Here is a 14,247-nt window from a genome sequence, read left to right on the forward strand (position 1 = left end):
AGTGAGTCACATCACATTTATCCAATTCAGAAAATTATTAATTAAATCATCAATGCAATCGGATTTTATTCTACATAATTTCCGATGACTTTTGGTGGAAAACAAAATTTCAATGAGTAAATTTCTTGAATTACAATGTTTTGATTCTGAATCAGGCTCTCTAACCGTTTTTGAAAAGCATCTTCCTGGCAGTATAAAAAGGGTTTTTTATATTCACTGTGGAGAAGGCAAGGTGAGGGGGGGGCATCGCCATAAAAAAACTTGGCAGGCAATTACCTGTTTGACAGGTACTTGTAGAATTTATATTAATGATGGGAAGAGCGAAAAAGAATATTTTTTAAGTTCCCCTAATCAGTGCATCATCCTTGAACCTGAGGATTGGCACATTATGGATTCTTTTTCTGAGTCATGTATTCTATTAGTTTTAGCCAACGAGCTATATGATGCTAGTGATTATATCGACGAACCTTATGAAATGATACAACAAAAAGAAAATGCAAATACCTTTTCTTAATTTAAAGGCCATAAACAAGCCTTTTGAACTGGAAATCAAAGAAGTTTTTGATGAAGTTTTAGAGAAGGGATGGTATATACTAGGAGAGAAGGGAAGGGCTTTTGAAGAAGCCTTTGCTCAGTTTTGTAACGTAAAATATTGTTTGGGCGTTGCAAATGGCTTGGATGCTTTAACAATCATCCTTAAAGCTTGTGCCTTTCCTCTGGAAACAGAAATTTTAGTTGCCTCTAATACTTATATTGCTACTATTCTAGCCATTAAACATGCTGGCTATGTTCCCGTTTTAGTAGAACCTTCTTTGGAAACTTATTTAATTGACCCAGCTAACATTGAGCAAAAAATAACATCCAAAACAAGTGCTATTCTGGTTACGCATCTCTACGGAAAATGCTGTGATATGCAAGCGATTAATCTGATAGCTAAAAAGCATCATCTATATGTATTTGAAGATGCCGCACAGGCTCATGGGGCTAAATACAATGAAAAACTAGCAGGAAATTTATCAGATGGTGCTGGATTTAGTTTTTATCCTTCTAAAAACTTAGGAGCACTGGGCGATGCTGGCGCTATTACAACCAACGATGAAGCGTTGGCTGAAAAAATTATGGCTTTAAGAAATTATGGCTCTAGCAAAAAATACGTATTTGATTATCAAGGAATAAATAGCAGACTAGATGAGATTCAGGCAGCAATATTAAGCTTGAAATTACGGAAATTGGAAGATGATAATCATTACAGACGAAAAATAGCTTCTTTATACCTCAATAATATCAAGAATGACAAAATAATATTGCCACCAAATGATACGCTTGACGATGATGTGTGGCATTTGTTTGTCATACGGACAACCCAAAGAGACGATTTTGTAAAATATATGTTATCTAAAGGAATAGGTACTGATATTCATTATCCTATCCCTCCGCATCAGCAAAACGCTTTTACTGAATGGAATCGAGTATCATTACCAATCACAGAAAAAATACATAAAGAGGTGGTGAGTATTCCTCTAAATCCCTCACTGACTGAAAACGAAATCACATATATCATTAAAACTATAAATATTTTCTAATCCCATTTTTTATGTTATTATCGGTTGTCATTCCAGTTTACAAAGGTGCAAAGACCATTGGTAAATTGATTGAAAAACTTCATGAAGAATTAAATCAATACGACTTTGAAATTGTGTTAGTCAACGACGGTAGCCCCGACAACTCAGAGCAAGTGTGCTTAGAATTATCCAAAAAATACAGCAATATTACGTTTGTTTCACTCAGAAAAAACTTTGGAGAATTCAATGCTGTAATGTGTGGTTTAAACCATGTTAGAGGGGAATATGCTGTGATGATTGATGATGATTTCCAAAATCCACCCTCCGAAATAATTAAGCTACTAGAAGAAGCACAAAAAACAGGGTTAGAAGTAATTTATACTTACTATTCAGACAAAAAGCATAGTATTTTCAGGAACTTTGGAAGTTGGTTGGTTAATCAATTAGCAACCCATCTATTAAATAAACCCAAAGGGCTCTATCTTTCAAGTTTTAAATTAATCAAGAAAGATATTGTAGATGAAATTTGTCAGTATAAAGGCCCATTTCCTTACATCGATGGCATTATTTTTAGTGTAGTGTCCCAAGTAGGCAGTGTGCATGTGGAACATTCAGAAAGAGAAGAGGGCCATTCTAATTATACCTTTAGTAAACTATCAGTACTTTTCCTGACAATCATTTTTGGCTATTCAATCCTACCTGCTAGGTTTATTTTACTCTCAGGCTTTTTCCTTATTGTGGTTTCGCTATTACTTTTTGGATTAGATATATGGGGCATATTGTCTGAATATTCTATTACAGTTTTCATGTTTTTTGGAGGAGTACAATTAATGTCATTGGGCATTATTGGAGAATACATGGGTAGAATGTTCTTAACACAAAACAATTATCCACAATATTCAGTAAAATATAAAGTACTAAACCATGCTAAATAGTAGTGTTGAAGAATACAAAATGATGTATGATGCCGAAGAGAAGCTTTGGTGGTATAGCATCTTACATGAAAAAGTATTAGCTGAAATAGTCAAAAAATACCCTAACAATGATAATATCAGTATTTTGGATATTGGTTGTGGCACAGGTGGATTAATGAGTTTTTTGATAAAAAAGGGTTTCCAAAATATTCAAGGAATAGATTATTCAGAAGCGGCCATTTTCTTTTGTCAAAAAAGAAAATTAAATGTACAGCGACTGAATATAGAAAATTTAAGTGAACTTACGGTATTCAATAAATTTGATGTAATCGTTTGTAACGATGTGTTTTATTGTCTTGAGAAAGATTTAATCAGTAAGACTTTTGAAACGATTGATTCCTTGTTAAATACAGACGGAATATTTATTTCAAATAACAATGCTTTTGATGTTTTTTGGGGTACACACGATATTGCCGTAGGCGGAAAACACAGGTTTATTATTAATGATTTTGAAGTATTAATACCTCAACATTTACTAAAGATTGATTACTTTTCTTATTGGACATGGCTTTTGTCACCTTTAGTACTCGCAATCAGATTAAGCCAACGATTGGGAATAAAATTAGGATTAATAAAAACAGATAATGTAGTTTCTGATGTGGAAGTCCCTTCCGATTTCGTGAATAATTGCTGTTATGAGTTAGTGAAATTTGAAGAAAAACTATTTTATAAAGGGTTCTTTGGGAGTTCTTTATTTATGAAAATATCAAAAAGGATTTAATCTAGTACAGATTAAACCCTTTTTAATTCAGTTGATGTTATTGAGTAATACATTTTCAAGTTATTTTTAATTCACTTGATATTATTGATTAATGTATCTTCAAATCTTCAAATCCTCAAATTTTCAAATTATTTTAATGCAAAGGCAATTTTTTAATCATTCCACCTTTTACGTCATTGATACTTTGCTGGATGATAAAAGCAGATTTATCAATATTGGCAACTTCATCAGTCAATTTTTGAATTTCTAATCGAGTAACTACCGTATAAATTATCTCTAAATCTTCATTTAATTGCCCTCGCTTTCCAAACCCTCTTTTACCATTAAAAATGGTAACACCACGTCCTAATTTTTCGATAATTACTTTTCTGACAGCCTCGCTATGTTCTGTGATGATGGTTACGCCTGTAAATTCTTCAAGACCATGAATTAAGAAATCGATGGTTTTAGAAGCACCTAAATAAGTAAGCATAGCATACATGGCAGTTTCTACACTAATTAAAATAGCTGCCGCCGAGAAAATAATTACGTTGATAACTATAATAACGTCACCCACACTCAATACTGTTTTACGGCTAATAAACAAGGCTAATACCTCTGTACCATCTAATACACAACCACCACGAATACATAGTCCAATGCCTGCACCCAAAAAGAAACCACCGAATACCGCAATCAAAAGTTTGTCTGTAGTGACAATCGGAAATGTAATGAAAGTCAAACTCAGTGCTAGTACACCAATGGCTAATAAAGTTTTAAAAGCAAAAATTTTAGATACTTGCGTATAGGCCAACCATATAAAAGGCAGGTTGACTATGATAATTAATAAAGGCAAATTGATGTCTGTTAAAATGTTGATTAACAGGGATATACCCGTAACTCCTCCGTCTAAGAAGTCGTTTGGGAGTAAAAATCCTTTAAGCCCGAAACTAGCTGATAGTACACCAACTATTACAAGCAAGGCATCTTTACCATATTGAAGTACTACGTTTTTTTGTTGCGAAGTGTTTTGTAGAATTGGTTGGATCATAATGTAAAGGGGTTTAATGAGCAAATAATGCTTATGAAAAATACGAAGAAAACAACGAAAAAAATACTTCTTGCCAATTATTACTTACTGTAAAGTAGAATGTTTTGTGCTAAAAGAGAAACACAAGAGATGTATTCTGGAGTTGAAGTAAGAAGAGTTTAAAATCAGTTTCTTCATAGAAAATGTACCTACATAACGTATAGACATATTTTTTATTGTAGAATACCCAAATAAAAAAGGCTTCTGATTTCTCAAAAGCCTTTCAAAAGAATGATTATTAAGTAATTATTATAATTGCTCAAATACTCTTTCCATACTGATAGCATAGCCAATTTTGTCTCGTAAGTCAGCAATTTTTACTCTTTCTTGTTCCATTGAATCACGGTGACGAATTGTTACGGTTTCGTCTTCCATTGTTTGATAATCTACGGCGATACAATAAGGAGTACCAATTAAATCCTGACGAGTATAACGTTTTCCGATAGCACCACCATCATCATAAGTGGTATTAAACGAACGTTTTAATGAATGGAAAATTTCTTGTGCTTTTTCAGCCAAGCCATCTTTTTTCACCAAAGGTAAAACTGCTGCTTTTATAGGAGCAACCGATGGATGGAATTTTAGATAAGTACGTTGTTTTTCAGCTTCACCCTCGCCAACTGTTTCTTCAGTATAAGCATTGCAAAGAACAGCCAAGAACAGACGGTCGGCACCTACAGATGTTTCAACTACATAAGGAATATAGTTTCCATAAGGTTTACCATTTTCGTCAAGGTCGGCATCAAAATACTGTTGCTTTTTCTTTGAAAGCGTTTGGTGAGCGGTCAAATCAAAAGCAGTTCTTGAGTGTATCCCTTCCATTTCTTTAAATCCGAAAGGGAATTGGTATTCAATATCCACGGCAGCATTGGCATAGTGGGCCAGCTTTTCGTGGTCGTGGAATTTTAATTTTTCAGCAGGAAGACCAATTGCTTGGTGGAATTTCAAACGAGTTTCTTTCCATGAATTATACCATTGCATTTCTGTACCAGGGCGACAGAAAAACTGCATCTCCATTTGTTCAAATTCACGCATACGGAAAATGAAGTTACGCGCAACGATTTCATTACGGAAAGCTTTTCCGATTTGGGCAATTCCAAACGGAATTTTCATGCGCCCAGATTTCTGAACATTCAAGAAGTTTACAAAAATTCCTTGTGCTGTTTCTGGACGAAGATAAATCAATGAAGCATCTTCTGAAACTGCACCTACTTGGGTAGAGAACATCAAATTGAATTGGCGTACTTCTGTCCAGTTGCTTGTACCAGATATTGGACATTTAATGTTTTCATCAATAATTAATTGACGAACGCCATCCAATTCACCAGCATCTAACAAACGTGCCATTTCCTGTAATAATGCTTTTCCTTTTTCAGGACTTCCTTCAGCTTCATAAAGTTCAGCTTTGGCTTCTAATAATTGGTCAGCACGATAACGTTTTTTAGAATCTTTGTTATCAATCATTGGGTCGTTGAAAGAATCAACGTGTCCTGAAGCCTTCCATGTAAGCGGGTGCATAAAAATGGCTGCGTCAATCCCAACAACATTATCGTTGAGCATCGTCATGGCTTTCCACCACAAAGTTTTAAGATTGTTTTTCAACTCTACACCGTTTTGACCATAATCATAAACGGCTTGTAGCCCATCATAAATTTCAGAAGAAGGAAATACAAAGCCATATTCTTTGGCATGCGAAATGATTTCTTTTAGCGAGGAAGCAGTATCTTGTTGTTTTTGTTCAGCCATGATTTTAATGATCAGTTAACGATTGCTCGTCAACTGTAATTAGCATTTTACTTGTTTTTTGTAAAAATATTAACAAAGTTATCAAATTTGCCTTGAATTGTCTGTTACGAAGTTTAGAATAATAATTTCAAAGTTAAATATTGATTTACATTTAGATTTTTTTAGGTTTTTATTTATATTTGTTTCTAAGTAGTATCTACACTTTAATATCATCTATTGTTTAAAAACCATTAGAAGAGAATTGTGGAAAATACTACCGTATCCCCATAAATTTTCCTTAATATTTTAAACAACTACTACAAATGAAACAGTTTTTATCTGCTTTCCTACTTGTGCTATGCTCTTTTGGCACATTTGCCCAACGTTCATTCGACCACATTCTTCAAACAGAAGGTAACATTCAAGATTTAGTACAAAATGAAATTACTGGTATTATCGTCATTAAAGAAGGTTCTACTTTAAAAGGAATTGATGCAGAAAGTAAAAAAATCGTATGGACTTTAACCAAAGATGATTTTGGGGCAACTTCTGTAAAAGATATTTTGACAGACCCTGAATTTGGTAAATTTTTCAAAGAGAAAAAAGAACTAACTAGTGTTGCTAATAGTCCGTATGTAGAGGCTTTTATTAACTCTAAATACATGGTTGTCAATACTGAAACCGGTAAAATAGTTTACAATTCTTCTAAAGAATCTTTCTTCGTTTTTCAATCCGATTTTATTCCTGAGTCTGACGAATATTTATTGACATTAAAAAATGGAGATAATATGTCGATTGCCTTATTGGATACGAAAACAGGAACATTGAAATGGAATGCAGTGGTAAGTAAAGCAAAGTCTTTTTTTAGTTTTTCTTTAAAAGAATCTGTTAATACTAACATTGCTAAAATCAATGGAGAAACGATATACTATTTGCTTTATGGCAAATTGTATTCTTTTAATAAAACAACGGGTAAATTAAACTGGACTGCTGAAGAAGAATATACTAGATTTTTCCCTACTCAAAACGATAAAAATATCGTGGTAGTAAATAGCAAAGGATTGATGTCTTCTAAAGAATATTTGAATGTTTTGAATACTGAAACTGGAAAGAGTATTTGGGAGGAATCAATCAAGACAAAGAAAATCGTATATTTAGAAGACTGGGGTACAAAGTTATTGATTGCTCATAATAGTGGATTTAACTTTTTTGATTTGAAGACGGGTGAAAAAATCTGGAAAAAAGATGCTCGTGGTGATGGTTTAAAGCGTGTTATTCCTATTGATAAAGACTTCCTTTATGTAGCTGAAAACGAAATGATGTTGATAAATAAAGAAGGAGAAAAACTTTGGAAGAGCTTTATTGAAATTGCTGATGAAAAAGAAGATCCTATTTATTACTTAGGTAAAGTTGGTGATAAAGTAATGTATTTGACGGGTACTTATGGTAACATGGTGGATTACAAAAGTGGACGTAAACTATGGAAAAGAAACATCAAATTCAATGAAAAAAGACCTGTTTTACCATATTATGATGAAGCTGCCAACGCCTATATCGTTTATAATGACGAAAAGCTGTATAAGTTTGACCCATCAATAGCTGACAAACCAGAACCTTTTGCAGAAGTTAACATTAAAAATGAAAAAGAGCTAAATAGTATAGAATTGTTCCCTTGGGGTGTTGTTTTGTCAGGCCCAGTAGAGGTAATGGGTGTAGGACTAGATGGTAAAGTGAAATATCATAAAGTGTACAAACAACCGGGTGAAGGCAACAGACAGTTGATCAAAGGAGCTTCAATGGTAGGTAGCTTCGCACTTGGAGTTAACGCTGCTAAAAATGTGTTAGAAGGAGGGGAAATTAGAATGTATCAGCGCGATGAAAATGGCGTTTTGAGAGACCTTGGGGTTGTTAGAGAAGCTGATAAGGGCAAAATGGCAATGGCGGATGCATCAGCAATGGGTGCAGGTGCTTTAAATCAATTGGCATCAAGATATGGATCTCGTTTTAAAGCGATGAAACAAAACAGAGACTTCTCGTATATTTATGCGAAAGAAGAAACTGGTGAGAAAGTATTAGTAAAAGTAAGAAAGACTGACGGAGTAGAAGTAGATAAATTGATTTTCAAAAACGATAGACCAGTTTATGAAATTGACCCAGCTACTCAAAATGTATTCTATATTTTGAATAATACGGTACAGATTTTTGATGCTAAAAAATAAACCAATAAACAGGAGAGTCCATCAAAATAAGTTTGATGGACTCTTTTTTTGCTATATGAAAAGAACTATACCCTTTATCGTCCTTTTTTTTAGTTTTATTAGCGGATTCTCACAAGAAAAGGTGAAGTTTACTAAAAAAAACTTTATTATTCCAAGCATTGTTCCTTCAGAATATAGTTGTTTAGATAATTTTCTTACGCAATCTACTTTTTATCAATTAGGGAATCGTTTACCGGTTTCAGAGACAAATCTGAAGAAAGAATTTTTCAATATAAAAGGTTATATCAAGGAAGCAGACAATGGACAACTTAAAATTTTTGTGACGATTCCTGTCCCTGAATATCAAAAAAGCAGAATTGATACTATATTCAATAAAAAAACACTAAAGTTTTCTTATGTTCCTTACTCAAGCTTTAAGGTGATTGTTAAAGTAGAAGTGAAGTGTCAATCGCAAACTATTTATAAAGAAGAATTCAATACGAATGAAATAGTTACATCAGATCCTTTTGCCACATTAGAAGATTTAAAAAAAGGCTTAAATAAGATTGAAGTAAACAATGAATATGGGGATGAAATAGAAAAGGCAATACATATTGCTTTGGAAAAGATTCAAGTAAAACTGAATGAAAAACTAGGCTATTATCCCCAAGTAAGTAAAGAGACTTTTGTGTTTTTGACTTCTGTAGAACACCCAGAGTACAAGCAAATGCTTGAATTTGAAAAGGAAATAACGGCACAATTAAAAAAAATTACCTTAGCATCGGGCATTGATGAACAAGCAATGCTACCTCATTTAGCCTATTTAGAAAGCCTTCTGGTAAAGTATCCGCAATCAGACGACAATACTAAAATAAGATTTATCATCACTAACAATTTGAGTCAGTTGTATTTCTTACTTGAAAATCGTGAAAAAGCCTTGTTTTACGCAGATTTGTTAATTAAAAATGATATGCGAAAAGTATGGGGACGCGAGCTAGTTGTGAGAACCAATAATAGCTTTTTTGTTGATAAAAAGAAACGTACCCATACACCTCGTTTTAGTGAATTAAAAAAGCTAGGCTTTGAGATTCAGCAAGATGAGATTAATGAAAAAGAAGAAACCAGACTTGCCTTTTTTGAAAAAATAGAAAGAGATATTGCCGATTGGGAACAAGAGAAGAATAATCGATTAGCATATTTAGAAAAGACAAAAGCTAAACGCAATAATGTCCTTGATTCGCTAGCTAGCCAAAATAATGCTAAAATTTTAGAAAAAGTAATGCTAGGGTTTGGCGGAGGTCAAATTATAAAAGGAATTGAAAAAGTACATACCCTTTCAAAATTATCTTTTGAAGATAGCAACGTGCCTTTTTATGAAGAAAAATGGGAGAGTGCTTTTACCAATTATCTCTTAAAAAAGAAAAACCCAGATTTGTTTTATAAGGTTGTAAATCAAGCAGAAGGGTGGCAGCATGATGACCGAATAAGAGGTGAAAAATGGAAAAAAATAGATACTGATGATTATTGGGAGACTTTCCTTAATCTTGACCCACTCTATTTACTTACTTCATTTCGTTTAGACTTATGGGAGAATTATGAGCTATCAGATGATGTAACAATAGATGAAAGGTTGTGTTATCATTTAACTTATACGGAGAAAACACTTAATTCAAAAAATCGTTCTGTTCCTAAAACAGAATATCATTTGTATATTGATAAAGAGACATTTAGGGTGATTTCTTCTGAGAAGACAGCATTTGAAGATGGCAAAAAGTTATCATTTGAACGAAGGATTTTTCAGGATTATCGAGAATTAATCAGTCTTAATAGTGGAGCGATACCACATCGTATTTTATATCAGATTGAAGATTATTACGGAGAAACTTTTTACCAAGAGCAAATCGAAAAGATTGAAATTAATTCAGGTTTTGCTAATAGAATTTTTGTCAAAGAGGTTTATTCAGGAGGATTTAAATAATAAATTGGGGTGTTAGGAAAACTAACATCCCAATTTTTTTGATTGAAATAAATGTTTTAAAGACTTTACCTTAAAAAATCGTTAATTTTGTATATTAAAAGCCGAAAATCATGAGAACGAATATTGAAATAAATGAAGATTTAATGGCAAAAGTAATGTCAGCAACTGGATTGAAAACAAAAAAAGCAGTTATTGAAAAAGCTTTGAATGATTTGCATTATTTCTTTTTGATTCAAGAAATGGAAGAATTGAGACACCCAAATACTTGGGTTGGTGATTTGGAGGAAATGCGTAAACAAGAAGTTTCAGCATCATGATACTTTTCGATACTTCCGTTTGGATTAATTATCTCAACAAAAAAGATACTCCCCAAGTTAAAATATTAGAAAATCTTTTTGCTATCAGAGCAAGGGTTTACATTAACCCAACGATAATTCAAGAAGTGCTTCAAGGTATTTCTGACAAAAAGAGATTTGATGTTACACATAGATTGCTGATGGCTCAACAGATTTTAACATTAGATGCTGTGGAGGTAGCTATTAGTGCGGCAAACCTTTATCGCTCTTTAAGACAAAAAGGAGTAACAATCCGTAAAGCCAATGATTGCCTAATTGCTGCTTATGCTATTCATTTTAAGGTTGAGATTTGTCATCAAGATTCAGATTTCGACTTAATTGCAGAACATTCTTCCTTGAAAATTACCCAATTTGCATGACCAAATTCCTAATTCTTCGTTTTTCTTCTATTGGTGATATTATTTTAACTACTCCAGTTATTCGCTGTTTGAAAAAACAATATCCTGATGCAGAAGTGCATTTTGTTACGAAGAAATCTTACAAAACTTTAGTTGAAACCAATATCTACATAGATAAGTATTACTTGTTGGATAATAGCCTTAATGATTTGATAAAACAACTCAAAGAAGAACGCTATGATTATGTGATAGATTTGCATAATAATTTAAGAACAAGGATTATCAAATTTAGGCTTGGCGTAAAATCATTCAGTTATGATAAACTAAATTTTCAAAAATGGCTTTTGGTAAAGTTTAAGAAAAATGTGATGCCAAATGTCCACATAGTTGATAGAAATCTAAAAACGGTTGAAACTTTAGGGATTAAGAATGATAATGCTGGATTAGACTATTTTATTCCAGCAAAAGACGAATTGCCAGTTGAATGGCTCCCTGCAAGCTTTAGAGATTCTTATGCTGTATATGCCATTGGCGGGCAACATGAAACCAAAAAGTTGCCATTGCCTAAGATGATAGAATTGTGTGAGAAGATAGATTTACCACTTGTGTTGATTGGGGGAAAAGAGGATACTGAGCAAGCGGAAAAGTTGGTTTTTGCCTTTGAAAATAAAGCAAATAAACAAATTTTAAATACCTGTGGAAAATGTACTTTAAACCAATCTGCTTCGTTGATTAAAGGAGCAAGCATTGTTTATACACATGATACAGGAATGATGCACGTAGCGGCAGCATTAAAGAAAAAAGTTGTTTCAATTTGGGGAAATACAGTGCCTGAGTTTGGAATGTATCCGTATCAAACTAATTTTGTAGCACTTGAAGTGAAAGATTTAGCGTGTAGACCCTGTTCAAAAATTGGTTATGAGCAATGTCCATTGGGACATTTTAAATGTATGAATGAATTGGAATTTGAGTAGTTTTGAATGGCAAAAATTAACTTCTAGTTTTGATAAGAAATAATAGAGCAAAATTAAACGATATAATTAAAAAGAGTAATTCAATGATAATGAAAGTGTAATCACTAAATTACCCATTCATTAAATCACTCAATTACTTAAGTAAGTATCAATGACAAAAAAAGTAAACATAGGACTTGTCCAAATGTCTTGTACTGAAAATGTACAGGAAAATATGCAAAAAGCAATTAAAGGCATTCGTGAGGCAGCCCAAAAAGGTGCTAATATTGTTTGTTTGCAAGAATTATTTACCTCATTGTATTTCTGTGATGTGGAAGACCATGCTAATTTTAATTTGGCAGAACCAATTCCTGGGCCATCTACAGAAACATTGTCGGAAGTTGCTAAAGAATTAGGCGTAGTAATTATAGCTTCATTGTTTGAGAAACGGGCGGCTGGTTTATACCATAATACAACAGCGGTATTAGATGCTGATGGAGCTTACTTAGGAAAATATAGAAAAATGCATATTCCCGATGACCCGGGATATTACGAGAAATTTTATTTTACCCCTGGAGATGCTTCTTCGGAAGATTCGGGATATAAAGTTTTTCAAACAAAATTTGCAAAAATTGGTGTATTAATTTGTTGGGATCAGTGGTATCCTGAAGCTTCAAGAATCACGGCTTTAATGGGGGCGGAAGTATTGTTTTATCCAACAGCTATTGGGTGGGATACAAATGAAACGGATGCTAATACCAATCGTGAGCAATATAATGCTTGGCAAACTATACAGCGTTCTCATGCTGTAGCAAATGGTGTTCATGTGGTGTCTGTTAATAGAGTAGGACGTGAGGCTGACCAACAATTTTGGGGAGGAAGTTTTGTTGCGAACCCTTTCGGAACGTTACTTTACTTAGGTTCACACGAGCAAGAAGAAGTGCATGTTCAAGAAATAGATTTAGCTAAAACGGAATATTATCGCTCAACTTGGCCTTATTTACGGGATAGAAGAGTAGACAGTTATCATCCAATTACTAAAAGATTTATAGATTAATCTGAATAATACCAAATTATATAGGGTAATAATGATAATTATCATTCTAGCATTTATATATTATTCAGTATCTTTGTAAAATTCTATAGCGAAAATGGAACTATTTTTGTGATGATAAAAAACTTTTGACCGATACTCTTAGTCCACAAACCACAACAATTAAATGGAAAAGCGAAATGAAAGAATTGAAGTAATGAATCACCTTGCCGTTAATATGGACGACATTGTGAACAAGTACCTCATTCCTATAGATACCAACTGGCAACCTTCTGATTTTTTACCAGATGCTAGCAAAGAAACTTTTTTTGATGAAGTAAAAGAAATTCAGCAGGCTGCACGTGAACTACCTTATGATTATTGGGCAGTGTTGATTGGAGATATGATTACTGAAGAAGCTTTGCCTACTTACGAATCATCAATTATGGTAGTACAAGGTGTCGATATGGTTCATGAACCTCAAGGTTGGGCAAGGTGGACACGTGCTTGGACAGCAGAAGAGAACCGTCATGGAGATTTACTGAACAAATATGTGTACCTTTCTGGACGTGTAAATATGAAAGCGGTTGAAATCTCAACGCAGCATTTAATTGCTGATGGCTTTGATATTAAAACAGATGACGACCCATACAAGACGTTTGTTTATACTTCTTTCCAAGAGTTAGCAACGAATATTTCGCACCGTCGTACGGCTTCTTTAGCTAAAAAGCATGGTAATAATTCATTGTCAAAAATGTGTGCAATGATTGCTGCCGACGAGATGCGTCACCATAAAGCTTACAAGAGTTTTATCAGTAGTATTTTTGAAATCGATCCATCTGAGATGATGATTGCTTTTGCGGATATGATGAAACAAAAAATTGTAATGCCTGCTCACTTTTTACGTGAAATGAATGGTGAAAAAAGTGGTGTATATGGTCACTTTTCCGATGCTGCTCAGCGTTTAGGCGTTTATACAGGAAAAGATTATATCGAAATTACAGAGATTTTATTGAACGATTGGAATGTATCAACAATGACTGGCTTAAATGGTACTGCTGCGAAAGCACAAGACTATTTGATGCGTTTACCAGAACGTCTGACACGTTTAACCGACCGTATCAAAGTGCCTGAATTAGAATATAAATTTAGCTGGATTAATTAATGTAATTGAGTGATTTAGTGAGTAATGCTTTCATTATCAGTAAATTAGTTATTTCAATAATGTACTATTAAATCATTACTTAACGCTTCCTTCATATAAACATGAGTCATCCCGAATTTTCTCTAAAAATAGTGAGTTTTAGATGATTTTTGAGTTTTTGTAATTTATTCTCGTC

Annotated in this window: 13 protein-coding genes; 11 read left to right on the forward strand and 2 right to left on the reverse strand. The window is 33.4% G+C overall.

What is annotated here, in order from left to right:
- Positions 1-112 precede the first annotated feature (112 nt).
- From AC07XN_RS18845 to AC07XN_RS18860, 4 genes are read left to right on the forward strand one after another with little or no spacing between them, the layout of a single operon-like run.
- Positions 113-514 carry a sugar 3,4-ketoisomerase gene (locus AC07XN_RS18845; protein WP_309912043.1) on the forward strand — a complete coding sequence of 134 codons (402 nt, stop codon included), beginning with the start codon at positions 113-115 and terminating at the stop codon, positions 512-514.
- Positions 495-1,583, forward strand: coding sequence for a DegT/DnrJ/EryC1/StrS family aminotransferase (locus AC07XN_RS18850; protein ID WP_494744165.1), 1,089 nt, complete (start codon positions 495-497; stop codon positions 1,581-1,583). The genes AC07XN_RS18845 and AC07XN_RS18850 overlap by 20 nt, the downstream gene beginning before the upstream one ends.
- 11 nt (positions 1,584-1,594) lie before the next feature.
- Entirely contained in the window at positions 1,595-2,497 is a 903-nt protein-coding gene (locus AC07XN_RS18855; protein WP_309912041.1) for a glycosyltransferase family 2 protein, read from the forward strand.
- The gene (locus AC07XN_RS18860) at positions 2,487-3,257 is read left to right on the forward strand and encodes a class I SAM-dependent DNA methyltransferase (RefSeq protein ID WP_494744166.1); all 771 of its coding nucleotides are present in this window, start codon (positions 2,487-2,489) and stop codon (positions 3,255-3,257) included. Before AC07XN_RS18855 ends, AC07XN_RS18860 begins: the two co-directional genes overlap by 11 nt.
- A gap of 133 nt (positions 3,258-3,390) precedes the next feature.
- Here the strand turns inward: AC07XN_RS18860 and AC07XN_RS18865 are convergent, their stop codons facing one another.
- A complete protein-coding gene (locus AC07XN_RS18865) occupies positions 3,391-4,287 on the reverse strand; it encodes a YitT family protein (RefSeq protein ID WP_309912039.1) in 897 nt (298 codons plus the stop codon).
- 288 nt (positions 4,288-4,575) lie between these two features.
- Positions 4,576-6,072, reverse strand: a complete 1,497-nt coding sequence (locus AC07XN_RS18870; RefSeq protein WP_309912038.1) for a glycine--tRNA ligase — start codon at positions 6,070-6,072, stop codon at positions 4,576-4,578.
- Positions 6,073-6,374: 302 nt separating this feature from the next.
- On the opposite strand from AC07XN_RS18870, the gene AC07XN_RS18875 reads away from it, so the two are divergent.
- The 7 genes from AC07XN_RS18875 to AC07XN_RS18905 all read left to right on the forward strand — a co-directional run bounded on the left by AC07XN_RS18875 (position 6,375) and on the right by AC07XN_RS18905 (position 14,072).
- The gene (locus AC07XN_RS18875) at positions 6,375-8,270 is read left to right on the forward strand and encodes an outer membrane protein assembly factor BamB family protein (protein WP_494744167.1); all 1,896 of its coding nucleotides are present in this window, start codon (positions 6,375-6,377) and stop codon (positions 8,268-8,270) included.
- Positions 8,271-8,325: 55 nt separating this feature from the next.
- Positions 8,326-10,227: a hypothetical protein gene (locus AC07XN_RS18880; protein WP_494744168.1), complete on the forward strand. Its 1,902-nt coding sequence runs from the start codon at positions 8,326-8,328 to the stop codon at positions 10,225-10,227.
- A gap of 110 nt (positions 10,228-10,337) precedes the next feature.
- Entirely contained in the window at positions 10,338-10,544 is a 207-nt protein-coding gene (locus AC07XN_RS18885) for a type II toxin-antitoxin system VapB family antitoxin (protein WP_494744169.1), read from the forward strand.
- The gene (vapC, locus tag AC07XN_RS18890; RefSeq protein WP_494744170.1) at positions 10,541-10,942 is read left to right on the forward strand and encodes a type II toxin-antitoxin system VapC family toxin; all 402 of its coding nucleotides are present in this window, start codon (positions 10,541-10,543) and stop codon (positions 10,940-10,942) included. Before AC07XN_RS18885 ends, vapC begins: the two co-directional genes overlap by 4 nt.
- Positions 10,939-11,895, forward strand: a complete 957-nt coding sequence (locus AC07XN_RS18895) for a glycosyltransferase family 9 protein (protein WP_494744171.1) — start codon at positions 10,939-10,941, stop codon at positions 11,893-11,895. The genes vapC and AC07XN_RS18895 overlap by 4 nt, the downstream gene beginning before the upstream one ends.
- A 151-nt stretch (positions 11,896-12,046) precedes the next feature.
- A complete protein-coding gene (locus tag AC07XN_RS18900) occupies positions 12,047-12,931 on the forward strand; it encodes a carbon-nitrogen hydrolase (RefSeq protein WP_494744172.1) in 885 nt (294 codons plus the stop codon).
- 163 nt (positions 12,932-13,094) lie between these two features.
- Positions 13,095-14,072, forward strand: a complete 978-nt coding sequence (locus AC07XN_RS18905; RefSeq protein WP_309912031.1) for an acyl-ACP desaturase — start codon at positions 13,095-13,097, stop codon at positions 14,070-14,072.
- Positions 14,073-14,247 lie beyond the last annotated feature (175 nt).

The sequence above is a fragment of the Arcicella sp. GW458-12-2-14-TSB2 genome, assembly GCF_059423785.1.

Bases quoted from the DNA above. Each gene is read 5' to 3' on its own strand.
- AC07XN_RS18845 (WP_309912043.1), top strand. From the start codon at position 113: ATGAGTAAATTTCTTGAATTACAATGTTTTGATTCTGAATCAGGCTCT.
- AC07XN_RS18850 (WP_494744165.1), top strand. From the start codon at position 495: ATGCAAATACCTTTTCTTAATTTAAAGGCCATAAACAAGCCTTTTGAA.
- AC07XN_RS18855 (WP_309912041.1), top strand. From the start codon at position 1,595: ATGTTATTATCGGTTGTCATTCCAGTTTACAAAGGTGCAAAGACCATT.
- AC07XN_RS18860 (WP_494744166.1), top strand. From the start codon at position 2,487: ATGCTAAATAGTAGTGTTGAAGAATACAAAATGATGTATGATGCCGAA.
- AC07XN_RS18865 (WP_309912039.1), bottom strand. From the start codon at position 4,287: ATGATCCAACCAATTCTACAAAACACTTCGCAACAAAAAAACGTAGTA.
- AC07XN_RS18870 (WP_309912038.1), bottom strand. From the start codon at position 6,072: ATGGCTGAACAAAAACAACAAGATACTGCTTCCTCGCTAAAAGAAATC.
- AC07XN_RS18875 (WP_494744167.1), top strand. From the start codon at position 6,375: ATGAAACAGTTTTTATCTGCTTTCCTACTTGTGCTATGCTCTTTTGGC.
- AC07XN_RS18880 (WP_494744168.1), top strand. From the start codon at position 8,326: ATGAAAAGAACTATACCCTTTATCGTCCTTTTTTTTAGTTTTATTAGC.
- AC07XN_RS18885 (WP_494744169.1), top strand. From the start codon at position 10,338: ATGAGAACGAATATTGAAATAAATGAAGATTTAATGGCAAAAGTAATG.
- vapC (WP_494744170.1), top strand. From the start codon at position 10,541: ATGATACTTTTCGATACTTCCGTTTGGATTAATTATCTCAACAAAAAA.
- AC07XN_RS18895 (WP_494744171.1), top strand. From the start codon at position 10,939: ATGACCAAATTCCTAATTCTTCGTTTTTCTTCTATTGGTGATATTATT.
- AC07XN_RS18900 (WP_494744172.1), top strand. From the start codon at position 12,047: ATGACAAAAAAAGTAAACATAGGACTTGTCCAAATGTCTTGTACTGAA.
- AC07XN_RS18905 (WP_309912031.1), top strand. From the start codon at position 13,095: ATGGAAAAGCGAAATGAAAGAATTGAAGTAATGAATCACCTTGCCGTT.